Source organism: Amycolatopsis sp. NPDC051716 (genome assembly GCF_040681595.1).
Lineage (GTDB): Bacteria > Actinomycetota > Actinomycetes > Mycobacteriales > Pseudonocardiaceae > Amycolatopsis.
The window spans coordinates 61992-85257 of sequence record NZ_JBFAZA010000017.1 but is presented as its reverse complement, the minus strand read 5'-3'; the positions used below and the strand labels follow the sequence as shown (position 1 = coordinate 85257).

26 protein-coding genes and 1 tRNA gene are annotated in these 23266 nt (G+C 72.1%); 12 read left to right on the top strand and 15 right to left on the bottom strand.

Annotated features, from left to right (window positions below):
• Positions 1–40: 40 nt before the first annotated feature.
• The 3 genes from AB0M30_RS23980 to AB0M30_RS23970 are packed head-to-tail and all read right to left on the bottom strand — an operon-like array spanning position 41 to position 2613.
• Entirely contained in the window at positions 41–859 is an 819-nt protein-coding gene (locus AB0M30_RS23980) for a hypothetical protein (RefSeq protein WP_364587295.1), read from the bottom strand.
• On the bottom strand, positions 856–1266 hold the full coding sequence (locus AB0M30_RS23975) for a hypothetical protein (protein WP_364587292.1): 411 nt from the start codon (positions 1264–1266) through the stop codon (positions 856–858). Before AB0M30_RS23975 ends, AB0M30_RS23980 begins: the two co-directional genes overlap by 4 nt.
• A 36-nt stretch (positions 1267–1302) precedes the next feature.
• Positions 1303–2613 (bottom strand): tyrosine-type recombinase/integrase, encoded by a 1311-nt coding sequence (locus AB0M30_RS23970; protein WP_364587289.1) that lies wholly within the window; start codon positions 2611–2613, stop codon positions 1303–1305.
• A 476-nt stretch (positions 2614–3089) separates the two neighbouring features.
• Between AB0M30_RS23970 and AB0M30_RS23965 the strand changes: the two genes are divergently transcribed.
• The gene (locus AB0M30_RS23965; RefSeq protein ID WP_364587286.1) at positions 3090–4760 is read left to right on the top strand and encodes a recombinase family protein; all 1671 of its coding nucleotides are present in this window, start codon (positions 3090–3092) and stop codon (positions 4758–4760) included.
• On the opposite strand, the gene AB0M30_RS23960 is transcribed toward AB0M30_RS23965, so the two are convergent.
• Positions 4725–4808 (bottom strand) — tRNA-Leu (locus AB0M30_RS23960). The two genes, AB0M30_RS23965 and AB0M30_RS23960, sit on opposite strands and share 36 nt — an antisense overlap.
• 494 nt (positions 4809–5302) lie before the next feature.
• Between AB0M30_RS23960 and AB0M30_RS23955 the strand changes: the two genes are divergently transcribed.
• Positions 5303–5854: a cellulose-binding domain-containing protein gene (locus AB0M30_RS23955; protein ID WP_364587284.1), complete on the top strand. Its 552-nt coding sequence runs from the start codon at positions 5303–5305 to the stop codon at positions 5852–5854.
• Here the strand turns inward: AB0M30_RS23955 and AB0M30_RS23950 are convergent.
• Complete coding sequence (locus tag AB0M30_RS23950; protein ID WP_364587281.1) at positions 5851–6741, bottom strand: LysR family transcriptional regulator; 891 nt, start codon at positions 6739–6741, stop codon at positions 5851–5853. The two genes, AB0M30_RS23955 and AB0M30_RS23950, sit on opposite strands and share 4 nt — an antisense overlap.
• A 94-nt stretch (positions 6742–6835) precedes the next feature.
• On the opposite strand from AB0M30_RS23950, the gene mdlC reads away from it, so the two are divergent.
• The 3 genes from mdlC to AB0M30_RS23935 are packed head-to-tail and all read left to right on the top strand — an operon-like array spanning position 6836 to position 11087.
• Entirely contained in the window at positions 6836–8404 is a 1569-nt protein-coding gene (mdlC, locus tag AB0M30_RS23945) for a benzoylformate decarboxylase (protein ID WP_364587278.1), read from the top strand.
• A 2-nt stretch (positions 8405–8406) separates the two neighbouring features.
• Positions 8407–9834, top strand: a complete 1428-nt coding sequence (locus tag AB0M30_RS23940) for a benzaldehyde dehydrogenase (protein ID WP_364587275.1) — start codon at positions 8407–8409, stop codon at positions 9832–9834.
• Positions 9835–9845: 11 nt separating this feature from the next.
• Positions 9846–11087 carry an aromatic acid/H+ symport family MFS transporter gene (locus AB0M30_RS23935; protein WP_364587272.1) on the top strand — a complete coding sequence of 414 codons (1242 nt, stop codon included), beginning with the start codon at positions 9846–9848 and terminating at the stop codon, positions 11085–11087.
• Here the strand turns inward: AB0M30_RS23935 and AB0M30_RS23930 are convergent.
• The 3 genes from AB0M30_RS23930 to AB0M30_RS23920 all read right to left on the bottom strand — a co-directional run bounded on the left by AB0M30_RS23930 (position 11084) and on the right by AB0M30_RS23920 (position 12203).
• Positions 11084–11257, bottom strand: a complete 174-nt coding sequence (locus AB0M30_RS23930) for a hypothetical protein (RefSeq protein ID WP_364587269.1) — start codon at positions 11255–11257, stop codon at positions 11084–11086. The two genes, AB0M30_RS23935 and AB0M30_RS23930, sit on opposite strands and share 4 nt — an antisense overlap.
• Before the next feature lie 29 nt (positions 11258–11286).
• The gene (locus AB0M30_RS23925) at positions 11287–11523 is read right to left on the bottom strand and encodes a DUF6480 family protein (protein WP_103337245.1); all 237 of its coding nucleotides are present in this window, start codon (positions 11521–11523) and stop codon (positions 11287–11289) included.
• A 71-nt stretch (positions 11524–11594) separates the two neighbouring features.
• Complete coding sequence (locus tag AB0M30_RS23920; protein ID WP_364587266.1) at positions 11595–12203, bottom strand: HSP18 transcriptional regulator; 609 nt, start codon at positions 12201–12203, stop codon at positions 11595–11597.
• Between the two features lie 107 nt (positions 12204–12310).
• On the opposite strand from AB0M30_RS23920, the gene AB0M30_RS23915 reads away from it, so the two are divergent.
• Positions 12311–12742 carry an Hsp20/alpha crystallin family protein gene (locus AB0M30_RS23915; protein WP_364587263.1) on the top strand — a complete coding sequence of 144 codons (432 nt, stop codon included), beginning with the start codon at positions 12311–12313 and terminating at the stop codon, positions 12740–12742.
• Positions 12743–12778: 36 nt separating this feature from the next.
• On the opposite strand, the gene AB0M30_RS23910 is transcribed toward AB0M30_RS23915, so the two are convergent.
• Positions 12779–13225 carry a nitroreductase family deazaflavin-dependent oxidoreductase gene (locus AB0M30_RS23910; RefSeq protein WP_364587260.1) on the bottom strand — a complete coding sequence of 149 codons (447 nt, stop codon included), beginning with the start codon at positions 13223–13225 and terminating at the stop codon, positions 12779–12781.
• 326 nt (positions 13226–13551) lie between these two features.
• Between AB0M30_RS23910 and AB0M30_RS23905 the strand changes: the two genes are divergently transcribed.
• Together AB0M30_RS23905 and AB0M30_RS23900 are read left to right on the top strand one after the other, a co-directional pair.
• Positions 13552–14850, top strand: a complete 1299-nt coding sequence (locus AB0M30_RS23905; protein ID WP_364587257.1) for an amidase family protein — start codon at positions 13552–13554, stop codon at positions 14848–14850.
• A complete protein-coding gene (locus AB0M30_RS23900) occupies positions 14834–15643 on the top strand; it encodes a MerR family transcriptional regulator (RefSeq protein WP_364587254.1) in 810 nt (269 codons plus the stop codon). The genes AB0M30_RS23905 and AB0M30_RS23900 overlap by 17 nt, the downstream gene beginning before the upstream one ends.
• Here the strand turns inward: AB0M30_RS23900 and AB0M30_RS23895 are convergent.
• Positions 15636–15998, bottom strand: coding sequence for a metalloregulator ArsR/SmtB family transcription factor (locus AB0M30_RS23895; RefSeq protein ID WP_364587252.1), 363 nt, complete (start codon positions 15996–15998; stop codon positions 15636–15638). The two genes, AB0M30_RS23900 and AB0M30_RS23895, sit on opposite strands and share 8 nt — an antisense overlap.
• 54 nt (positions 15999–16052) lie before the next feature.
• On the opposite strand from AB0M30_RS23895, the gene AB0M30_RS23890 reads away from it, so the two are divergent.
• Complete coding sequence (locus tag AB0M30_RS23890; RefSeq protein WP_364587249.1) at positions 16053–17033, top strand: cation diffusion facilitator family transporter; 981 nt, start codon at positions 16053–16055, stop codon at positions 17031–17033.
• Positions 17034–17043: 10 nt separating this feature from the next.
• On the opposite strand, the gene AB0M30_RS23885 is transcribed toward AB0M30_RS23890, so the two are convergent.
• Complete coding sequence (locus tag AB0M30_RS23885; RefSeq protein WP_364587246.1) at positions 17044–18240, bottom strand: MFS transporter; 1197 nt, start codon at positions 18238–18240, stop codon at positions 17044–17046.
• Positions 18237–19013: a DeoR/GlpR family DNA-binding transcription regulator gene (locus AB0M30_RS23880; RefSeq protein WP_364587244.1), complete on the bottom strand. Its 777-nt coding sequence runs from the start codon at positions 19011–19013 to the stop codon at positions 18237–18239. Before AB0M30_RS23880 ends, AB0M30_RS23885 begins: the two co-directional genes overlap by 4 nt.
• Positions 19014–19136: 123 nt before the next feature.
• Between AB0M30_RS23880 and AB0M30_RS23875 the strand changes: the two genes are divergently transcribed.
• Positions 19137–19724, top strand: coding sequence for a TetR/AcrR family transcriptional regulator (locus AB0M30_RS23875; protein WP_103337238.1), 588 nt, complete (start codon positions 19137–19139; stop codon positions 19722–19724).
• On the opposite strand, the gene AB0M30_RS23870 is transcribed toward AB0M30_RS23875, so the two are convergent.
• The gene (locus tag AB0M30_RS23870) at positions 19721–20821 is read right to left on the bottom strand and encodes a Gfo/Idh/MocA family oxidoreductase (protein WP_364587241.1); all 1101 of its coding nucleotides are present in this window, start codon (positions 20819–20821) and stop codon (positions 19721–19723) included. The genes AB0M30_RS23875 and AB0M30_RS23870 overlap by 4 nt on opposite strands.
• Positions 20818–21552, bottom strand: coding sequence for a TIM barrel protein (locus AB0M30_RS23865; RefSeq protein ID WP_364587238.1), 735 nt, complete (start codon positions 21550–21552; stop codon positions 20818–20820). The genes AB0M30_RS23870 and AB0M30_RS23865 overlap by 4 nt, the downstream gene beginning before the upstream one ends.
• Before the next feature lie 215 nt (positions 21553–21767).
• Between AB0M30_RS23865 and AB0M30_RS23860 the strand changes: the two genes are divergently transcribed.
• Together AB0M30_RS23860 and AB0M30_RS23855 are read left to right on the top strand one after the other, a co-directional pair.
• A complete protein-coding gene (locus AB0M30_RS23860) occupies positions 21768–21962 on the top strand; it encodes a hypothetical protein (protein WP_364587236.1) in 195 nt (64 codons plus the stop codon).
• Positions 21963–22047: 85 nt separating this feature from the next.
• The gene (locus AB0M30_RS23855; RefSeq protein WP_364587583.1) at positions 22048–22902 is read left to right on the top strand and encodes an SAM-dependent methyltransferase; all 855 of its coding nucleotides are present in this window, start codon (positions 22048–22050) and stop codon (positions 22900–22902) included.
• Positions 22903–22906: 4 nt separating this feature from the next.
• Here AB0M30_RS23855 and AB0M30_RS23850 read toward each other — a convergent pair whose 3' ends face one another.
• Positions 22907–23257, bottom strand: coding sequence for a CU044_2847 family protein (locus AB0M30_RS23850; protein ID WP_103337234.1), 351 nt, complete (start codon positions 23255–23257; stop codon positions 22907–22909).
• Between the last annotated feature and the right edge of the window lie 9 nt (positions 23258–23266).

Here is a 23266-nt window from a genome sequence, read left to right as displayed (position 1 = left end):
GGGTACAGGCGGAGCTGACCTGGCTCAAGTGACGATTCTCTCATGCAGCCACGGTCGCAGCGGCGTTCTGGACCTCACGCGTGTGTTCCTCGGCTTCGGGATCGGACGCACCATTCGTTTTGAACTTGGCGCGAACGATCTTGACGAGCCGTCGCGCTGTGGCGGAGCCAATCTCCAGCCGAACACGAAGGGTGTCAGCGGAGATCGGCTTCTGGTGGGCAGCCCGATGAGCCGCGTCCTCCTGCCGCGCCCGTTCCAGAAGCTCCTCCAGAGGACGCCTGCGCGTCGCCCGTCGATCAAGCTCCGACGGGCTCAGATCCTTTCTCTCGCCCTCCGGCCGAGCCGAAACATCGCCCAAATTCTCGGTTTCGGCGCCTTGGTGCTCGACGGTGACGACGCCGCCGCCGGACGCTGGTTCTGGCGGGTGGGTCGCGCCGATCGCCTGCAAGAAGCCTGGTCCAACCTCGGCCCAGCCGATCAAGAGAAGAGGTCCGACGGCATCGAAGGCCGCCTTGCCGTACTCGCCGGCAACGAGCGGGTCCGCAACGTTCAACGCCAACGTGACCACACTCGCGAAGATCAGTAGCCGGCGCGCCGGTCGCAGCACTTCTTCGGTAGCGCCGGCCAGCGCAAGGTGCCGGGTGCCGAGCAGCAGTCCGAGGATGGATAAGTCGACTGCCGGTGCGACGAGTGGAGCCACCCAGGCCGGCACCCCCAATCGAAGAGCGAGGTTGAGCACGTTGCCGAACCCGAACATGAAGGTGAGGCCCACTACGGTGCCCATGATCACGCTGACAGCCTTGACGACGGTCACTTCCACACCTGACCGAGTGGCCAGTTCTGCCGCATGCCGCGTCATCGGGCACCCCCTGCTCCGACGCGTGGACGCCCGTGGCTATCTCGGGTGGGGATACCGCGCTCGCGCAGCTTGTTGAGCACGGTTGTGTGGTTGACGCCGAAGTGATCGCCGACTCGCGCCAGGGACCAGCCGAGCTTGTAGAGGTGGATGGCGTCGTCGACCTGCTCAGGCGAGAGGCCGCGGCGGCGCATCTCTACGCCATGCCGATGGAGGATGTTGCTGACTGTTCGCCGCTCGATGCCGAACCGGTCACCGAGTTCGTACACCGTCGCGCCGGACCGGTAGTCGGCGATCAACTGCTCGACTTGCTCGGCAGCGAGTTGCCGGGCGCGGCCGGGGCGGTCGCGCTTCATCGACGGCGGCTCGGGTGTGTCGAGCCCGGGGAGCTTCTCGCGGAGCTCTTCCAAGGCTCTGACCTGGTCTTTTATGTTCGAGTAAGTCCCCTAATCTCCACATCGTAGGAAACCCCTTCGTTTCAGCCTTCCTGGCTGGTCGGAGGGGTTTTCTGCATTCCGGGTTCGATCTTCGGTGATCAGCTGGCGGCGTGATCTTGTGCTCCTGCTGGGGCAGAACTGGAGCACCGCCCCACCGCTGATCCGACGCCGGCGCGGTGTTCCTGCTGCTCCCCGGCTCGTCCGGCGGGTGACCCCCACCGTGGCGAAGAGGGGGACAACCGGCGCCACCCGCCCACCGTCGACCACACCCGGTGACGGTGTCGGCGGTAGTGGTGTCGCCGTGTGCCAGCGGCGCTCGAGATCGTCGAGCAACCGCTGCTCGACCTCCGGCGCGACGTGGGAGTAGGTCTCGATCACCCGGTTGTCCAGGTGGTGACCGAGCCTGCGGGCCTGCGGGATCTCCGGCGCACCGCCCGCGATCAGCCAGGTCTTGTGGCTATGCCGCAACCCGTGGAACGTCAACCCCGGTCGGACCGCTGCACAGCCCGCCTTCGTCCCGGACGCGTCGCTGCCGTCGACGGCGGGGCGGAAGACACGTCGCAGGAACGTCGAACGCCACAACCATGTCCCGCTCGGCGTCGTGAACACGAACTCATACCCGTGCCGCGCGAGATGCTCACGCAGCAACTCCGTCAGGAACGGCGGCAGCGCGATCGTCCGCGCGGAGGCCCGCGTCTTCGGCGGACCCAGCCACCGCATCGACCCCGACTCATGCAACGCCCCCACCAACGGATCGATCACGATCACCCCGCGTCGGAGATCGACGTTGTCCCGATGCAAGCCGGCCAGCTCGCCCCACCGGCAACCGGTCCAGGCCGCCGTGATGATCAGCAGCCGCGCGATCGGCCCACCGAGCAGACCGGCCTGCGCAGCGATCCGCACCACCTGCTCCGGAGTAGCCCAGACCCGCTCCGCCACGGCCCGCCGTGATCGCCGGCCCCTGCGCCGCCGTCGACGCACCGGATTGAACGGGATCAGCCGCTCATCGGCGGCGTCGGTCAGCAGCATCGACAGCAGGTTCAGCTGCGAGCTCACCGTCGACGGGGCGTACCCATCCCGCTCCAGCTCCCGAGCCCACTCGGTCACCCCCAACGCCGTGATCGCACCCAACGACAGGTCCCCGAACTTCGGCAAGACATGACACCGCAGCCGACTCCGATAGCTCTCGATCGTCCGCCGATCGAGATCCAGCGACCGGAACCACCGCCCTGTCCACTCCGCCACCGTCACCGCGCTGTCGGCCGGATCGATCCACACCCGCCGACGCCGATCCACCTCCAACCCGGCGGCATAGGCCATAGCATCACGCCGCGAACCGAACCCCGACACCGAACGAACACCGAAACCTGGCCGCCGATACCTCACGCGCCACGACCTACTGTCGAATCAGACGATCTTTACAACTTGGTGTCGTGGTGTCTCCTTTCCTCTTCTCGAGCGGAGTTGGTCGTCGAGACGCGCGCTGTCAAAGTCGACCTGAGCAGGTACTTCCACTCTGGCCGCTACGACGGTGTCGTGGACGATCCGTGCACACCGACCAAGCCTGGGGCGGACATGACGACTCCTCCGAACACCTCTGCGCGACCAAGCCGAGCGCCGCGCCGTTCACGACCGGCTACGCGCCAGGACACCGCCGGAAGTCGGCCTCGACCTGATCGTCGGCGCGACGTAAGCGCGCCGACAGTGTTACTGCCGGCATCCCCGCCGCAGTTGTCGCACGGCGCTGCCAGCGCGCTGCTGCGGCTGCTGCTTGACGCGGACAAGGCGGCCTGATCATGCGGTTCGCGTTCTACGGCCGGGTCTCCACCGAAGACCAGCAAGACCCCGAAGCATCTCGGAACTGGCAGCTGGCCCGCGCGAAGGCGCTGGTCGACAAGCACGGGGAGATCGTCGCCGAATTCTTCGACATCGGCCAGTCCCGCTCGATTCCCTGGAAACGCCGCCCCGAGGCAACCCGGCTGCTGGCGGCGATGCGCAACCCGGACCGCGGGTTCGACGCCGTCGTCATCGGCGAACCTCAACGCGCGTTCTACGGCAACCAGTACGGCCTGACCTTCCCCGTCCTTGTCCACTACGGCGTCGGACTGTGGGTGCCCGAGGTCGGTGGCGCGATCGAGCCGGAATCCGAAGCCCACGATCTCGTGATGTCGGTCTTCGGCGGGATGAGCAAGGGCGAACGCAACCGGATCAAGATCCGCGTCCGCGCCGCCATGGCCGCCCAAGCCTCCGTCGAAGGCCGCTTCCTCGGCGGCCGGCCGCCCTACGGCTACCGCCTCGCCGACGCCGGCCCTCACCCCAACCCGGCCAAAGCTACTGAAGGCAAACGGTTGCACCGCCTCGAACCCGACCCTGATACCGCGCCAGTCGTGCAGCGCATCTTTGCTGAATACATTGGTGGGCGCGGGAAGTTCGCCATCGCCGAGGCACTCACCCGCGACGGCATCCTCTCCCCCTCGAGCAACGACCCCGCCCGCAACCGCCACCGCACCGGCGTCGCCTGGGCCAAAGGCGCAGTCAGTGTCATCCTCACCAACCCCCGCTACACCGGTCGCCAGGTCTGGAACAAGCAACGCAAAGACGAAGTCCTCATCGACGTCGAAGACGTCGGCCTCGGCCACGAAACCAAGATGCGCTGGAACACCCGCGACAAGTGGATCTTCTCCGAGGAAATCGTCCACGAGCCGATCATCGACGTCGAGACCTTCCAGCGCGCCCAGGAGATCACCGCCGCCAAAGGCGCCGGCCGCACAACCCGCGAACGCACCCGAACTCAGCATCGCTACGTCCTGCGAGGGCTGCTTCACTGCGGCATCTGCGGCCGTCGCATGCAGGGCCAGAAGAGCCGCGACCAGCTCCTCTACCGCTGCCGCTACCCCAACGAGTACGGACTGGCGAACAAAACCGAGCATCCCCGTAACGTCTACCTCGCCGAACGCGACCTGCTCGGCCCGCTCGACAGATGGCTCAGCACCTGCTTCGCACCCCACCGACTCACAGAGACCATCGACAACCTCTATGAAGCCCAGCCAGAACTCGACATCGACCCCGGCGCAGCGGCCGCCACCAAGACGATCGAGGAATGCGACCGAGCGCTCGGACGCCACCGCGCAGCCCTCGAAGCCGGCGCTGACGCCGCACTAGTTGCCGGATGGATCACCGAGACCCAAGCCCGCCGCGCCGAAGCGAAGGCACGCATCGTCGCGCGACCCCAACGGCAGCGGCTGAGCAAAGAGCAGATCGGCGACCTCGTCGAGCGGCTGGGAGACATCCGGAAGATGCTGGCCACGGCCGACGCCGAACGGAAGGCGGAGGTGTACCGGCAGCTCCAGCTGCACGCGACCTACCACCCCGGCAAACGACAAGTGCGGATCGAGACCAATCTCGATCCGCACAGTTGGGGTTATGGTAAGTGTCCGAGGGGGGACTTGAACCCCCACGCCCGTTAAGGGCACTAGCACCTCAAGCTAGCGCGTCTGCCATTCCGCCACTCGGACCTGCTGAGAAAAGAGTATACGGCCACCCCGCCCCCTCGTTCAGGGGGGTCCGGGTCCACGTCCGGACCGGGTCTGGCATCATCGGCCGGTTCTGTGGCTCTGCATCGATCCAGGCGCCGCCGCACCTGGTCGCTTCCTGCGTAACGCTGTTGCTCATACGGTTTACAAGACCGGTTCTGCTTCCTAGGATTCGCCGGGCAAGCCAGCGCGTTCGAGCGCCCTCAGGACCTGGAGGTTCCGGTATGGCGCGCGCCGGTTGGCGGTCTGATGATGAGATTTCCGTTGATGAGCTGCTGCGGGAAACCGGGGCCATGCCTCGGGCGCTGGATGCCTCCGAGCCCCTCGCGCGGGTCCGTGAGGATGACACCGGTGACGGGTACCGGGAACGGCTCGAGCAGCGGGCGCGGGAGGCCGCCGCCGCTCAGCAGCGTGCCGGGCGGCGGATTCGGTGGGTCTCTGCCGTCTGTGGGGCCGTTGTCGTCGTCGGGAGCCTGGTGATCATCGCCGTCACCTCGGAGAGCTCGCCTGGGCGGCAAGCCGCTTTGGCTGGTGATCCGCTGGCTCCCGCCACCACTCCGCGGATCGTGGCCAGCACGACGCCGAGCGCCACGCCGGTGCCCACCGTCCTGCGGCAGGTCTCGACCTCCGCGTCTCCTACCACGACTGCGCCCAAGACCACCGCCGCCACCAGTCAGGCGCAGGTGGCCGCCCCGCCCGCTCCGGTTGCCTCGTGCACCGTCCACTACGCCGTCACCGACCAGTGGAACAACGGGTTCACCGCCGGGGTCGCCGTCACCAACACCGGGAACCAGACGCTCTCGCCCTGGTCCGCCACCTGGAACTTCACCGCCGGCCAGCGGGTCACCCACAGCTGGAACGGCGACTACTCGCAGAGCGGCTCGCGGGTCACCATGAAAGCGGTTTCCTACAACCTGACCCTCGCCCCCGGCGCGACCGTCGACATCGGCTTCAACGGCGCCTTCGACCACGGCAACCCCACGCCCGTCGGCTTCACCCTCGACGGCGCCCGCTGCGCCACGAACTAACCCAGCACCTCGCGCATGAAGCCCACCAGCCAGTGCTGGGCCGGGCTGCGGGCGTGCGTGTGCCGCGTGTACACCGACACCTGGGCCGGCTCGACCTCCATCGGCAGCTCGAACAGCCGGACCCGGTGCTCGGCCGCGAACATCTCCGCCACCAGCCGCGGGACCATCGCCACCAGCTCGCCGTCCTGCACGAGGTACGGCAGCGCCGCGAACCGGGTCACCTCCAGCACCACGCGGTCGAGCAGGCCGCACGCCTCCAGCGCGCGGCGGGGGCCGTCGTGGCCGGTCGGGCCGAACACCGTCACGTGGCGCTCCGCCGCCAGCTCGCCGGACGACACCGTCGCACCCAGACGCGGGTGGTCGCGCGCCACCATGCCCAGGTAGCCCTCGGAAAACAGCGGGATCCGGGCGACCCGCTGGGAGCTGATCAGCGAGGACGCGATGAACGCGTCGATCTCGCCGCGGCCGAGCTGGTCGGCCGCGCGGTCGACGTCCAGGGGCCGGACCGTCAGCGTCACCCCGGGAGCGCGGGCCGGCAGCGCCGCCATCAGCCGTGGCAGCAGCGAGATCTCCCCCAGATCCGACAGGCACAGCGTGAACGCCGTCCGGGCCGTCGACGGCGAGAACGCCTTCGCGCCGCTCACCGCCGTCTCGATCTCGGACAGCGCGCTGTGCAGGGGCTCGTACAGCGCGCGGGCCGTCGTCGTCGGGACCAGGCCGCCACCGGTGCGGCGGAACAGCTCGTCGGCGAACCGGCGCCGCAGCTTCTGCAGGCTGTAGCTGATCGTCGGCTGCGTGACGTGCAGGGACTCGGCCGTGGCGGTCACGCTGCGGGTCTCGTACAGCAGCACGAACGTGCGCACCAGGTTCAGGTCGAAGTCCGGCATCATCGATCCCCTCTATGAAGTACCGAGGCAACATTTATTGGAACACAGGCGAGCAGCTCCATAGGGTCGGTCCGACTTCGAGGAGGCCCCGCCCATGCCCACCGCCCGCCGGCTCGCCCACGAGTTCCTGGACCGCCGTGGCCTGACCACCGTCTTCGGCAACCCCGGTTCCAACGAGCTGCCGTTCCTCGCCGAGCTGCCGGAGCACTTCCGCTACGTCCTCGGCCTGCACGAAGGCGCCGTCGTCGGGATGGCCGACGGCTACGCCCAGGCGACCGGCCGCCCGGTGCTGGTCAACCTGCACGCCGCCGCCGGCTCCGGCAACGCGATGGGGGCGCTCACCAACGCCGTCTACTCCCGCACTCCCCTGGTGCTCACCGCCGGCCAGCAGGTCCGGACGGCGATCGGGCTGGAGGCGATGCTCGCCAACGTCGACGCGACGCAGCTGATGCGCCCCCTGGTCGCCTGGTCGGGCGAGCCGAGCTGCGCCGCGGACGTGCCGCGCTCGCTCGCCCAGGCGGTGTTCGAGGCCGAGCTGCACCGGCGCCCGAGCTACCTCTCGGTGCCCTACGACGACTGGGCCGTGGAGCTGGCGGAGACCGCGACGCTCGACCGGCAGGTCCAGCGAGGGCTCTCCCCGAGCGAAGGCCAGCTCGACGCCCTCGTCACGGCCGTCGCCGCGGCGCGGAACCCGGCGCTGGTCCTGGGCGGCGACATCGACGCCACCGGGCTGTTCGACCGGGCCGTCGCCCTCGCCGAGCACCTCGACGTGGCGACCTGGGTGGCGCCGTCGCCGCACCGGCTGCCCTTCCCCAATCGGCACCGGCTCTTCCGGGGCGTGCTGCCCGCCGGCATCGCGCCGGTATCGGCCGCGCTGACCGGCCACGACCTCGTGCTGGTGCTCGGCGCGCCGGTCTTCCGCTACCACCAGCACGTGCCCGGCACGTACTTGCCGGAGGGCACCCGGCTGATCCAGGTCACCGACGACTTCGGCGCCGCGGCCCGCGCGCCGATGGGCGAAGCGCTGGTCGCCGACCCCGCGCCGGTGATCGAGGCACTGCTGGCGAAAGTCCCCGCCCGGGGCACGACAGGCGGCTACGTCGAGACCCCGGAGCCCAAGACCGGCGCGAAAGCGCTGCACCCCGAGCAGGTGTTCGCCGCGCTACGCGACACCCAGGCGGGCGACACGCGCTACGTCGTCGAGTCGACGTCGACGAACTCGGCCTGGTGGCGGCAGATGGACCTGCGCCGCGAAGGCTCGTACTTCTTCCCGGCCGCCGGCGGGCTCGGCTTCGGCCTGCCCGCCGCCGTCGGCGTCGCGATGGGCAGCCCGGATCGCCCGGTCGTCGGCGTCATCGGCGACGGCTCGGCCAACTACGGCATCACGGCGTTGTGGAGCGCCGCGCACTACCGCGTGCCGGTCACCTTCGTGATCCTGCGCAACGGCGTCTACGGCGCCCTGCGCTGGTTCGGCGAGCTGCTCGGGACGCCGGACGTGCCCGGCACGGAGATCCCCGGGCTCGACTTCACGGCCATCGCGGCCGGATACGGCGTCGAAGCCACCACTGCCGGCGACGAAGACGACTTGCGCGCCCACCTCAAGACGACCCCGGACGGCCCGCGGCTGATCCAGGTCGACACCGAACCGACCACACCGGAGTGATCATGACCCTGCTCGCAAGAGAATTCGCCGGCGGTAGCGGCGGGACCCACCCGGTCGTCGAACCGGCCACCGGGAAAACCCTGGGCCGCGTGGGCATCGCGACGCCGGACGACGTCGCGGAAGCCGCCGCGGCGGCCGCGAAGGCCCAGCGCGACTGGGCCCGGCGCAAGCCCGCCGAACGCGCCGCCGTGCTGCGCCGCGCCGGTGACCTGTGGGAGGCGCACGCCGCCGAGGTGCAGGACTGGATCGTCCGCGAAGCCGGCTCGACGCGGCCCAAGGCCGGGATCGAGACGGAGATGGCGGCCGGGATCTGCTTCGAGGCCGCGGCCCTGCCCACCCACCCGCTCGGCGAGGTGCTGAGCACCGGCGAACCGCGCTGGTCGCTGGCCCGGCGGGTGCCGGCCGGGGTGGTTTCGGTGATCTCGCCGTTCAACTTCCCGCTGATCCTGGCCATCCGCTCGGTCGCGCCCGCGCTCGCGCTCGGCAACGCCGTGCTGCTCAAGCCGGACCTGCGGACCGCGGTGTCCGGCGGCGTGAGCATCCTGCGCGTCTTCGAGGAGGCCGGGCTGCCCGAAGGCCTGCTGCACCTGCTGCCCGGGGACACGGGCGTCGGCGCCGCGGTGGTCGACGCGCCGGAGGTCTCGGTGGTGTCGTTCACCGGCTCGACCGCGGCCGGGCGGAAGGTCGGCGAAGCCGCCGCGCGTTCGCTCAAGCGCGTGCACCTGGAGCTGGGCGGCAACAACGCGCTCGTCGTGCTGCCGGGCGCCGACGTCGCCAAGGCGGCCTCCGCCGGCGCGTTCGGCTCGTTCCTGCACCAGGGCCAGATCTGCATGACGACCGGCCGCCACCTCGTCCACGAGTCCCAGGTGGACGACTACGTCGAAGCCCTCGCGGAGAAGGCCCGGCGGCTTCCGGTGGGGAACCCGGCCGAGAGCGACGTCGCGCTCGGCCCGATCATCGACGACCGTCAGCTCGCGCACGTCACCGACGTGGTCGACCGCAGTGTCGCGGCCGGCGCGCGGGTTCTGGCGGGTGGGAAGCCCGACGCGCCGTTCTACCCACCGACCGTCCTCTTCGGACTCGACGACGCGAGCCCGGCCTGGCGCGAGGAGATCTTCGGCCCGGTGGCGCCGGTGCGCGCCTACCGCGACCTCGACGAGGCCGCCCGGCTGGTCAACGACTCCGAATACGGCCTGTCGGTCGGGATCCTCGGCGACGTCGGCACCGCGATGACGCTGGCCGAGGAGGTCCGCTCGGGCAAGGTGCACATCAACGAGCAGACCGTCGGCGACGAACCGACCGCGCCCTTCGGCGGCGTCGGCGACTCCGGCAACGGCTCCCGCTTCGGCGGGGCGAAGGCCAACATCGAGGCCTTCACCGAGACGCAGTGGCTGACCGTCCGCGCGGACATCGCGAACTACCCGTTCTGAGGAGCACGAAGATGAAGACGTCTCGTGGTGCGTGGACGGCGGTCCTCTGCTGGCTGACCGTCCTGCTCGAGGGCTACGACCTGGTCGCGCTCGGCGCCACCATCCCGACCCTGCTCAAGAGCGGCTACCTCGGCTTCACCGCGGCGGGCGCGACCGCGGTCGCCACGGTGTCGCTGATCGGCGTGGCCGTCGGTGCCGCCGGTCTCGGCCCGCTGACCGACCGGTTCGGCCGCCGCGTGCTGCTCATCGGCTCGGTCCTGCTGTTCTCGCTGTTCACCCTGGTGACGCCGCTCGCGCCGAACGTCGCGACGTTCGGGGTGTTCCGGTTCGTCGCCGGGCTCGGCCTCGGCGCGTGCATGCCGGTGGCGCTGACGGTGATGTCGGAGAACCTGCCGGCCCGGCGGCGCGCCAGCGCGAGCACGTTCACCATGACCGGCTACCACGTCGGCGCGGTGCTGACGTCGGTCCTCGCGCTGTCCGCCAAGGAGGACTGGCACCTGCTCTTCTACGGCGGCGGGGTCATCGGCCTGCTGGCGGTGCCGCTGATGTGGTGGAAGCTGCCGGAGTCCGCGGCCTACCTCGCGGCCCGGGACCAGCACGAACGCGTGGGGCTGAAAGACCTGCTGAGCGGCCGGTTCCGGCGGATCAGCATCGCCGTGTGGACCGGTTCGTTCATGGGGCTGCTGCTGGTCTACGGGCTCAACACCTGGCTGCCGCAGCTGATGCGCACGGCGGGCTACCCGATCTCGACGTCGATCACGCTGCTGCTGGTGCTCAACATCGGCGCGGTGCTCGGGCTGGTGCTGGCCGGCACGATCGCCGACCGGTTCGGCATCCGCCCGATCGCGCGGATCTGGTTCGGTGCCGGGGCGGTCCTGCTGGCGGCGCTGAGCCTGAAGATCCCGAACGCGGTCGTGCTCAACGCGGTCGTGCTGCTGACCGGTGTCTTCGTGTTTTCCGCGCAGGTGCTGATCTACGGCTACGTCGCGCACGCGTTCCCGGCGTCGGCCCGAGGTACCGCGCTCGGGCTGACGTCGGCGGTCGGGCGGCTGGGCTCGATCCTCGGCCCGTTCGTCACCGGGGCGCTGGTCACCGCCGGGGTCGCTTATCCGTGGGGCTTCTACTTCTTCGCCGTCGTGGCGGGGCTGGGTTTGGTCGCGGTGCTGCTGCTGCGCGGCGAGACGCGGTCCGAGGAGCGGTTGGCGCCCGTGTCCGCCGGGTCGCCGGCCACGCAGGAGAACTCCCGCGGCTAGACCGTGTCTTCCGGACGGCGGCGGCCCTGCGTCGCCTCCGGGTGCTCGGTGCGGCGGTCGGAGTCGCGCAGGACCTCGCGGGCCTGGCCCTCGGGGTCCGCGCTGTCCACGGTCTGCTCTTCGGGCAGCAGCTCGGCGCGGGTTTCGGTGCGGTCAGGGGTGTCGGTCATGCTTCGCGAGTACCCGATCCGGAACGATCTCAGACACCCCGCAGCCAGCCGAACGCGAGCGCGATGACCAGCCCGGCGACCATCAGCACGAGAACACCGGTCAGGACCAGCCACAGCACCGGCATCGCCTTGGACGGCATCGGCTGCGGGTGCGACAGCCCCGACGTCTGAGCGGAGTCGGGCGGCGTGCTGCCCGGCGGCACCCCGCCTCCGGCTTCCAGGTCCGGGGTCCGGCGGGGGTCCGGGTCCGGGGGTTCGGCGGTCATGGCGGCACCGTCCTTCCGTCGCTCCCGCGGCGGGTGCCCGGCCGGGAGCCGGGCAAACCCGGTCAAACCGCTCAATCCCGGGACCGGCGGTTGCCTGCGGCGTCGCGGCGCAGCTGGTCGGTGTGGGCCGAGATCTCGCCGAGCTGCTCGGCCAGCCCGGCGTGCGCGCCGGTCAAGTGCGGTTGCGCGGCGGCCAGCGGCGGGAGCAGCGTCGCCGGGTCGTCGTCGCCGAGGGCCGCGCCGAGGCGGTCGGCGCTGGCCTGCCCGGCCGGGCCCAGCCCGTCGAGCGCGCTGACGCGGCCGGCGAGCTGGCGCAGGATCGCGGAGTTGCGGCGGGCCCAGTCGGCGACGGCCCGGTCGCCCGCGCGCCGGTCGCGTTCCGCGTCGACCCGCGCCTCGCCGGTCTTCTCGCCGGTGTGCGACGGCTGCAGCCGCAGGTAACGCCGTTCCGCGGCCTGGCGGCTCGCGACGCCCAGTGCGGGGGCGAGCGCGACCCAGCTGGCGCCGGCCGCCCTGGCCGCCGCGATCAGCTCCGGTTCCCAGCTCGCCAGCTCCTCGCGCAGCAGCCGCAGGCCGGACAGCGCGTCCAGCACCCGGTCCTGGTCGCCCGTCCCGGCCCGGGCGGCCGCGACCGCCTCCTGGATCCGGCGCAGCGCGCCGGTGGGATCGATCCCGTCCATCGTGTCATCCTTTCGACGACCCACACCTTGTCATCGTTTTGACGACATGCTAGAACAGCTTCGCGTGTTGACACCAGAGTCGACGAGTTCCCAGGAGGTGGATCCCGATGTTGATGCGCACCGCCCCGTTCCGCGACTTCGACCGGTTCGCCCAGCAGGTCTTCGGCGCCGGCACCTGGTCGAAGCCGGCCGCGATGCCGATGGACGCCTACCGCGCCGGCGACGAGTTCGTGGTGTGCTTCGACCTGCCCGGCGTCGATCCCGGCGCCGTCGAGCTGGACGTCGAGCGCAACGTCCTTACGGTCAAGGCCGAACGACGGCCCCTGCCGACCGGTGACGACGTCCGGATGCACGTCTCCGAACGGCGGCTGGGCGTGTTCTCCCGCCAGCTGTTCCTCGGCGACACCCTGGACACCGAGCACATCACCGCGAACTACGACGCCGGAGTGCTGACCGTCCGCATCCCGATCGTCGAGAAGGCGAAGCCGCGGCGCATCGAAGTCGGCGGCGCCGGCGACCGCACGCAGATCGAGGCGTGACCCCGGCGGGCCGGGTGCGCCCGGCCCGCCGCCGGCTCAGGACTGTTCGACGCGGAAGACCGCGATGCGCTCCGCGGCCGCCGCGACGGCGTCCGGCGTAGGTGCGTCCGCCAGGCCGGTCGTCACGAACCGCTTCCCCACGCTCGCCGGGCTCGTTTCGACGAGCCGGCGCAGGACCGGCCGCCGCTCCGGCACCGGCAGCTCGGCCAGCCGGGCGACCGACGAACGGCGGCCGCGGGTGAGCGTCACCTCGCCCGCGGCCCGCACGTTCGCCACCCAGGCCGCCTTCGGATAGGCCTGGACGATGTAGCGGGCACCGTCGATCGGAAGCACCGCGATGGGGAACGTGCGGGGCACGCCGGTGCGCCGGCCGGGCACGGTGAGCAGCTGCATCGGGCCGAAGGCGACGCCGAGCCGCTGCAGGCCCACGACGATCTTGTTGCCGGCGTTGACCATCCGGCGGTAGCTCTGCGCTGTTGTCATACCCCGACGGTACACGAGATCATATGAAACTCATATGATCTGTAAGTCATAGCCGATCTCGGTCGGGACCGGGAGCCGGCTCCGGCGGCAGCGGGTCCGGGACGGGCACGCCGGGTCCCGGGAGTGGCCGGCCCGGTCCCGGGTCCGGGACGACCGGGGCAGGCTGGACCGGTTCGGGCGGTATCGGGGGTGCGGTGGACATCGGTCTTCCCTCCGCCTCTCTGCGCCGCCCGCGAATCGGACGACGATCACCGGAGGGCTACCCGCCGCGGCGGGGCGGGGAAACCCGTTGACCCTGACACCGTGTCAGGCGCTATCCCGGACCCATGACGCCTTTCCGCACCGCGACCGAGGTGGCCGCCGGGATCCGCCGCGGCGAACTCTCATCGCGTGACCTGACCGAACAGCTCTTCGCCCGCATCGACGCCTCCACGGTCAACGCCGTGATCGCCACCTGCCGCGACTTCGCGCTCGAAGCCGCTTCGGAGGCCGATCGGGCCGCGGCGCGCGGCGACGACGTCGGCCCGCTGCACGGCGTCCCGATGACGGTCAAGGACGCCTTCGCCGTGAAGGGCCTGCCGACCACCTGGGGCGAGCCGGCGTTCGCGGCCTGCGTCGCGGACGAGGACGCGACGGTCGTCGCCCGGCTGCGGGCCGCGGGCGCGATCGTGGTGGGCAAGTCGAACGTGCACCACCTGCTGGCGGACTTCGGCCGGACCGACAACCCGCTCCACGGGCGGACGCTCAACCCGCGAGACCCCACCCGGACGCCGGGCGGTTCGAGCGGGGGCGCCGCGGCCGCGCTCGCCGACGGCCTGACGTACCTCGAATACGGCTCCGACCTGGCCGGGTCGATCCGGATCCCGGCCGCCTACTGCGGCGTGTACGGCCTCAAACCCACCCCGGGCACCGTGCCCCTGCACGGGTTCCAGCCGCCGGGGCCGCCCGCGCCGCTCGCCCGGGAATTCCCCTCGGCGGTGGGTCCCCTGGCCCGGTCGGCGGCCGACCTGCGGCTCGCCCTGGAAGTCACCGGCGGCCCGCTGCGGCCCGCCCGGCGGTCCCGGCTCGAGGACTTCCGCGTCGGCGTCGTGCTCGACGATCCGGCCTGCCCGGTGACCGGCGAGGTCGGCGCGGTGCTGTCGGACGCCGTCGACGCACTGGCCCGCGCCGGGGTGCGGGTCCGCGCGGGCTGGCCGGCGGGCGTCGACCCGATCGCCCAGGCCGAGGCGTTCGGCTTCCAGGTGGACCTGTTCTTCGCGAGCCAAGAAGGGCGCGAACCGGCCGGGATCGCCGAACAGGAGCGGCGGCGGGCGGCCTTGACCGCTGCCTGGAATCGGCACTTCGCCGACGTCGACGGGTTCCTCTGCCCGACGGTGTTCACCACGGCGCCGGCCCACGACGACCGGCACCGCTACGAAGACCAGGTGTTCTGGATCGCGCAGGCGTCGCTGCCCGGGCTGCCGGCGGTCAGCGCCCCGGTGGGCGGGGCGCGGCCGGCCGAGCTGCAGGTCGTCGGGCCCGCGCACGAGGACGGCACCGCGATCACGTTCGCGGAACTCGCCGCGGACGTCGTCGGCGGGTTCGTCCCGCCTGGGGAAGGATCGAGCCGTGTTCTCGATCGGTGACTTCGCCCGCCACGGCCGGGTTTCGGTCCGGATGCTGCGCCACTACGACGCGCTCGGCCTGCTGCGCCCGGCGCGCGTCGACCCCGCGACCGGCTACCGCAGCTACACCGCGGGCCAGCTCGCGCGGCTCAACCGGATCGTCGCGCTGAAGGACCTCGGGTTCACGCTGGAGCAGGTGGCCACGCTGCTGGCGGACGAGATCACGGTCGAGCAGGTGCGCGGCATGCTGGCGCTGCGGCGCGCGGAGCTGGAAGCCGCGCTCGCCGAAGGCGCGGCCCGGCTCGCGCAGGTCGAAGCCCGGCTGCGGACCATCGAGGCGGAAGGCCGGCCGCCGGCCCACGACGTCGTCGTCAAGGAACTGCCCGGCCTGCGGGTGGTGGAGCTGACGGGGGTCGCGGCGGGGTTCGCGCCGGAGGCGATCGGGCCGGTCGTCCACCCGCTGTGCGCGGAGCTCGGCCGCCGCCTGCCGCAGGCGGACGTCACGCCGGCGGGCAGGCTGACCTGCTACTACGAGCAGCGCGCCGAGGACGAGGTCATCGTGCACGCCGCGGTCCCGGCATCGGTCGGCGGCGGCGATCTCAACGGCCTGGCGGTGGTGGACCTGCCGCCCACCCGCGCGGCGACGCTCGTCCACCGCGGCGCGATCGACGGCGTCCTGCCCGGCTGGCAGGCGGTGGTGCGCTGGATCGACGACCACGGCTGCCGGTCGGCCGGGCCGCAGCGGGAGGTGTACCTGGACTGCCCGGAGGACCCGGCGGGCTGGGTGACGGAGCTGCAGGAGCCGATCAGCTAGACCGCGGGCGGTGGGCGTGCTCGCCCGAGGGGAGGTCGCGGTCCACGTGCTCGGCGTGGTGCAGGGCCTGGGCCAGCAGGCCGCGCACGTGGTTGTCGGCCGCCGAGTAGTACACGAACGTTCCTTCGCGACGGCCCTTCACCAGGCCCGCCAGCCGCAGCTTGGCCAGGTGCTGGCTGACCGCCGTCGGGGCGGCGCCGGCCAGTTCGGCCAGGCAGGCCACCGATGATTCACCCTGCAGCAGCGCCCAGAGCACCTTGATGCGAGTGGGGTCGGCGAGCAGGCGGAACGACTCCGCCGCCAGGTGGACCTGCTCTTCGGTGGGCATGTCGAACTCCGGCAGCGACGCGTGCATGGCCGAAACCTTACTACTTGCGTATCTGCGTGCTTGCGCAGATAGACTGCTTCCATGCCGGGACACGGACACGGCCACGGCCACTCGAAGTGGCGGCCGCACAGCCACGACAGCGCCGACCGCGTCGACCACGCCCTCGAAACCAGCCGGCGCGGCGTGCGGGCGCTCGGGTGGTCGTTCGCCGCGCTGTCCTCGACCGCCGTCGCGCAGCTGGTGCTCGTGCTGGTCACCGGGTCGGTGGCGCTGCTGGGCGACACCATCCACAACTTCGCCGACGCGCTGACCGCCGTCCCGCTCGGCGTCGCGTTCCTGCTCGGCCGCCGCGCCGCGACCCGCCGCTACACCTACGGGCTCGGCCGCGCCGAAGACCTGGCCGGCGTGGTGGTCGTGTTCGTCGTCGCGGCTTCGGCGGCGATCGCCGGCTACGAATCGGTGACGCGGCTGCTCGACCCGCGGCCCGTCGCGCACCCCTGGGTGGTCGCCGCGGCCGGCGTGATCGGCTTCGCCGGCAACGAACTGGTGGCGCGGTACCGGATCAGGGTCGGCCGCGAGATCGGCTCGGCCGCGCTGGTCGCCGATGGGCTGCACGCCCGCACGGACGGCTTCACGTCGCTGGCGGTCGTCGCCGGCGCGGCGGGCGTCGCGTTCGGCTTCCCCGCGGCGGATCCGGTCGTCGGGCTCGTGATCACGGTCGCGATCCTGTTCGTCCTGCGTGACACGGCGAAGGAGGTGTTCCGGCGGCTGCTGGACGCCGTCGACCCGGCGTCGGTCGAGCTGGCCGAACGGACGGCCCGCGCCGTCGGCGGCGTGCTCGGCGCGCGGGACCTCCGGATGCGCTGGATCGGGCACCACCTGCGGGCCGAGCTGGCCGTGACGGTGGCGGCGGACCTGACCGTCGAAGCCGCCCACGCACTGGCCCACGAGGTGGAACACCGCCTGCTGCACACGATCCCGCGGCTGACCGCGGTGGTGATCCACACCGAACCGGCCACCGGCGCGGACCGGGCGCACGAAACCGTGGCCCACCACCGGTGAGCGCCGCCGCTCAAGAGCCGACGGGCTGCTCCACCGGTTCCGGCTTCGGGCTCAGCACCCCGGCGAACACCGCCGCCAGGACGCACAGCACCACCGGTACCCCGAAGGTCACGTTGAGCGGCATCCACCGGGTCAGCCCGCCGATCAGCGCCGGGCCGGCCAGCAGGCCGACGTACCCGAGGCCGACCACCCGGGCCATCAACGCGCCCGATGCCCGCGTGTCCAGGTTGCCCGCCGCCGAGAACAGCTGCGGGACGCCGCCCGAAAGGCCCAGGCCGAACAGCGCCCAGCCCACCAGGGACAGCGGTACCCACGGGGCCGCCGCGGCCGTCGTCAGGCCGACCGCCGCCAGCGTCGCTCCATAACGGACGATCGCCGCCGGGCCCGCCCAGGCCGCGACGCGGTCGGTCAGGAAGCGGCCGGTCGTCATCGCCACCGCGAACGCGCCGTACGCCAGCGCCGCCGTGGACGCCGACGTGCCGAGCACCTTTTCCATGTGCAGCGCCGCCCAGTCGTTCGCGACGCCCTCCGACAGCATCAGCGCGAGCGCCAGCAGGCCGAGCAGCCAGACCGTGCGGCCCGGGGGCCGGCGCGTGCCGACCGGCCCGGAGGCGGCGGCAGGCGCATCAGGAGCAGGCACCGCGTCCGGCTCCATCAGGAAACGCGCCGACAGCACGGAAAGCAGCACGCACAGCAGGCCCGTGCCGGTCAGCGTCACCCCGGTGGGCACGCCCGCGCCGAGCGTCGCCGCGCCGATGACCGCGGCGATCGCGCCGCCGATCGACCACATCGCGTGGAAGGCCGCCATGATCGGGCGCGGGTAGGCCCGCTCCACGACCACCGCGTGGGAGTTCATCCCGACGTCGATCGAGCCGTTGCCGAAGCCGAAGCCGATCAGCCCCAGGCCCAGCGTCCACCACGAGTCCGCGAACCCCGGCCCGCACACCGCGAGCCCCATCAGCACGCCCGCGGCCGGCACCAGCCGCCGGTGCCCCAGCCGGTCGACGAGCGGGCCGGCCACCTGCATGCCGGCGAACGCGGCGCCGCCGAGCACCAGCAGCAGCGCGCCGAGCGTGCTGTGCGAGATGCCCGTCGCGCGCTCGATGTTCGGGATGTGCACCACCCACATGCCCATCGCGAACCCGTTGAGGCCGAAGAACATGAAGGTCGCGAACCGGGCGGCGCGCGGGCGGGGCGGGGCGGTCATCGGCTCTCCATGGGGACGGCGACGTGCACGAGCACGCCGCGCTCGGCCAGCGCGGCACGCTGGTCCTCGGGCGCCGCGGGATCGGTGATCACCACGTCGGCGCGGTCGGCGGGACAGATGCGGGCGAGCGCGGCCCGGCCCCACTTGGCGCCGTCGGCGAGCACGATCGCCCGGGCCGCGACGTCGAGGGCGGCCTGCTTGACCTCGGCGTCGCCCAGGTCGAAGGCGGTGAGCCCGGAGTCGAGGCCCAGCGCGCACGGGCTGATCACGGCGACGTCGAACCGCAGGGCCCGCAGCGACGCCAGCGTCAGCGGGCCCACCAGGGCCTGCTCGCCCGGGCGCGGTTCGCCGCCGGGCAGCAGCAGCCGGACGTCCGGGTCGTCGGCCAGCTCACGGACCGCGTGCAGGGACAGCGGCATCACGGTGACCGGGCGCCCGCGCAGCAGCCGCGCCAGCTCCAGCGCCGTCGTGCCGCTGTCGAGGACGACCGTCTCGCCGTCGCGGATCAGCTCCGCCGCCGCGGCGGCGATGGCCCGTTTCGCCGCCATCGCGGCCGTCGCGCGGGCCGCGAACGGCGGTTCGACTCCCGACGGCGACGCCGGGACCGCGCCGCCGTGCACCCGGCGCAGCACGCCCCGGGACGCCAGGTGGTCGAGGTCGCGGCGGACGGTCATCTCCGACGCGCCGGTCGCTTCGGCCAGCTCGGCGACACCCACCTGGTCGGCGTCCCGCAGCCGCTCCACGATCACCCGTTGCCGGTCCGCGCTCTTCACGCCGTGATGCTCGCAAGCCGTCCGCGTTCGCACAACCGGTTTGTTCGTTCGCTCACGTGGCTTGTGCGAACGACCGCTGCGGCATGATGGTGCCGTGCACGCCGCCGAGACCAGCGCCACCCCGTGACGGGGGGCTACCTGAAGGGCCGGATCCGCCGCGAAGACATCATCACGGCGGCGGCCGCGGCGTACGGCGAACTCGGCTACCACGGCTCGTCGCTGCGCGAAATCGCCAAGCGCGTCGGGATTTCCCACGCCGGTCTCCTCTACTACTTCCCCACGAAGGAAGCCCTGCTCGCCGCCGTGCTCGAACGCCGGGACGCCGAGGACGCCGAGCGCGAGCAGCTGACCGTGCCCCCCGGGCTGGCGGTCCTGCGCCACTTCGTCGCGCTCGCCGAGCACAACGTCCGCCACCCCGGGATCGTCGACCTCTACTCGCGGCTCGCCGCCGAAGCGGTCGCCGCGGACCACCCGGCGCACGAGTACTTCGTGCGCCACTACCGGGCCGCGCGGGACGGCGTGCACGAGTCGTTCGAAGCCCTCGCGGCCCGCGGCGAACTGCGGGAGGGTGTCGAGCCCGCGATGGCGGCGCTGACGTTCATCGCGCTGATGGACGGCCTGCAGGTGCAGTGGCTGACCGTGCCCGGCGCCGTCGACCTGGTCGGCTCGCTGCGCTTCTACCTGCAGAACCTGCTCACCGTCCCGCTCTAGAGGGTCTTCGCGTACGGGTCCCACCCCGCCGGCAGCAGCGGCGGGACCTCGACGGTGCTCGCGACCTCCACGCTCTGCCCGCGCGTCATGGATTCGCCGATGGCCAGCATCGCGTCGAGCACGTGGTAGGCCAGCTCGCCGGACGCGCGTTCGGGCACCCCGGCGCGGATCGCCCGGGCCAGCTCCAGCGCGCCGGTGCCGCGCGAAGCCGCATGTCCTTGCGGCGCCAGCTCTTCCGGCTCGTCCCGGTCGAGCAGGTGCAGCCGCGTCGGCTCGTCGAACCGGTTGGGATCGGGCAGCGCGGCGGTGCCGAGCGCGCCGGTCAGCTCGAGCAGCCCGGTCCGGTGGAGCGCCGAGTCGAAGCTCAGGACCAGCTGCGCCGAGGCGCGTTCGAACTCGACGAGCGCGGTGACCGTCGTCGGCACCGACACCGGGAACTCCGTGCCCGCCCGCGGCCCGGACCCGACGACCCGGGTGTCGCGCGCCCGCCCGCCGGCGCCGGTGACGCGCCGGACCGGGCCCAGCAGGTGCACCAGGGCCGTCAGGTAGTACGGGCCCATGTCGAGCAGCGGCCCGCCGCCGGGCTGGAAGTAGAACTCCGGCGCCGGGTGCCACCGCTCCGGCCCCGGCACCTGGAACAGCGCCAGCGCGGTCAGGGGACGGCCGATCCGGCCCGCGTCGACGGCCTGCCGCGCGGTCTGCAGCGCGGCGCCGAGCACGGTGTCGGGCGCGCCGGCCACGCGCAGGTTCTGCTCCCGTGCGCGGTCGAGGAGCTTGCGGCCGGTCTGGCGGTCCAGCGCGAGGGGCTTCTCGGTCCACACGTGCTTGCCCGCTTCGAGCGCGGCGAGCCCGACCTCGGCGTGCGCGGCCGGGACGGTCAGGTTGACGACCAGCTCGACGTCCGGGTCGGCCAGCAGCTCGGCCACGGTGCCCGATCGCGGCACGCCGTGCTCGGCCGCGCGGGCCGCCGCGCGCCCGGTGTCGAGGTCGGCGACCCGCACCACGCGGACGTCCGGGAAGGCGGTGAGGTTCTCGAGGTAGGTGCCGCTGATGACGCCGGTGCCGATGAGCCCGACGCCGACCGGGCCGCCGGTCACCGGCCCGCGCCGGTCAGGAAGGCGTGGCTGGCGGCGATGGCCTCGAAGAGGTCGCCGTCGAACGCGTCGAACTCGACCACCTGCAGCGCGTCCGGCGCGGCGGCCAGCACCTCGGCGACCGGCACCCGGCCCTGCCCGGCGGGGACCTGGCCGGTGGCGTCGGTGGCGAGGCCGCCGTCCTTGACGTGGATGGCCCGCACCCGGTCGCCGAGCCGCCGCAGCAGGGCGGGCGCGTCCTCGCCGCCCGCGGTGGCCCAGTAGGTGTCGACCTCCAGGGCGACCGCCGGGTCGAGCTGCTCGGCGAACACCTCGAAGGCGCTGCGGCCGTCGATCCGGGACTCCAGTTCCCACCAGTGGTTGTGGTAGCCGACGCGGACGCCGTGCTCGGCCGCGAGCTTCGCGGCGGCGTTCAGCCCCTCCGCCGTGGCCGCGATGTCGGCGGGCTCCTGCCACCGCTCGGGCGGCACGAACGGGTCGATCACCAGGCCGATGCCCAGCTCGGCCGCGGCGGCGAAGACGGCGTGCTGGTCGGCGCCGAGCAGCTGCGCGTGCGCGGTCGGGGCGGTCAGGCCGTTGGCGGGCAGCCCGGCCCGCAGTGCCTCGGCGTTTTCGAGGACGCCGTACGGCTCCACCTGCGTGAAGCCGATCGCGGCGAGCCGCCGCAGGGTGTCGGCGGGTTCGGCCGCGAACGCGTCTCGGACCGAATACAGCTGCACGGAAGGCACGCTCATCACCGGCTCCTCCACTTCGCCGTGACGCCGTCGGCCGCGGCTCCTCAATTTCTACCACCTGGTCAAAATTGTGACCAGGGGATTTCCGGCCGATCCACCGGCCGGCGGATCGGGTCCCGGGTGCGGCGGTTCACGCCGGCGGGGTTTTGGCAACCGCCCAATGGGGCAGTAACGCCAAGAGCAGGGAGCCAGGGCCGATCCGGGAGGTGCCGGTAGTGGACAGGGCAGGGAACGAAAGGGACACCGGGGCCGCCGTCGGGCGCTCGGCGTCCCGGCGCGACCCGACGGACCTGTCCGAGGCCGCGCGCGACCTCGACCGGCGGATCGACCAGCACCTCGCGCGGCTGCGGCGGGAACGCGCCCAGCGCGCGGCCGACATCCCCGGCCAGCGGCTCCGTCCGAGCGGCTGAACGGGCCACCTCGGCTTCACCGCCCGGACGCGACCTACTACTCTGGGTGGCCCCACGCCACCCGCCGAAGTCCTGCGAGGTCGCCATGTCCGACACGCCGTCCGTGCTGTCCCCGAGCCAGAAGCCGGTGGGCGTCGACCCCGCCCGGCCAAGCATCGCGCGGATCTACGACGGATTCCTCGGCGGGCACAACTTCTACGAAGTCGACCGCGTGGTGATGGACAAGATCCGCACGGCCGTCCCGGAAGCGGTGGACATCGCCCGCGGCAACCGCGGGTTCCACAACCGCGCGCTGCGGATGCTGGCCAACCAGACCGGGATCCGCCAGTACCTCGACTGCGGGTCCGGACTGCCGACGGCCGAGAACACCCACCAGATCGTGCAGCGCATCGACAAGGACCACACGGTCGTCTACATCGACAACGACCCGGTGGTCCTCGCCCACGGCCGCGCGCTGCTCGTCGAGAACGACTTCACGCACATGGTCGAGGCGGACATCTTCAAGCCGCGGGAAGTCCTGGGCCACCCGGAAGTCCTGGCGCACGTCGACTTCTCCGAGCCGGTCGCGCTGCTGCAAGTCGGCACGATGCACCACTTCGAAGGCGACGGCGTCGTCGACCTCATGCGCGAATACATCGACGCGCTGCCGTCGGGTTCGTACGTGGTGCTGTCGCACTTCTTCGACCCCGAGGTGCCGGAGCTGACCGCGATCGCCAAGCGCATCGAGCAGATCCTGGTCTCCGGCCCGCTCGGCGCCGGCCGCTTCCGCACCCGCGCGGAGATCGAAGCCATGATGGCCGGCCTCGAACTGGTCCAGCCGAACGCGACCTCCGGCCCGGGCATGGCGGTCTGCGACGAGTGGTGGCCGGACGGCCCCCGGCTCACGCCGCTCAGCGACTCCGCCAAGTGCGTGGCCGGGATCGTCGGCTACAAGCCGTAACGCCTCACCCTTCCGGTTCCTCCGCTGTCTCTTCGGCTGGCACCGCGCCGGCGCGCAGCCACTTCAGCTTGACCTCGAACTGGCCCTGCAGCCCGGTGCGTGCGATCACGGCCCCGGCCTGGGCGTCGAGCTTGACGCCGAACTTGAGCTCGACCTCGTCCGGGCCGAGGTCGCGGAACTGGGTCAGCGCGGCGGACGCGGCCGCGCGGACCTCGCTCAGGGCGTGCTCGAAGGTCGTGGTCGCCTTGCGGAGCACCCCCGAAGGCACCGAAGCCTGCTCCAGGCCCGGTTCCCCTTCGACCTCGACGACCACCGAACCGCCGTCGGCCAGCGGGAAACGCACGAACTCCTGCACCGGATCTCC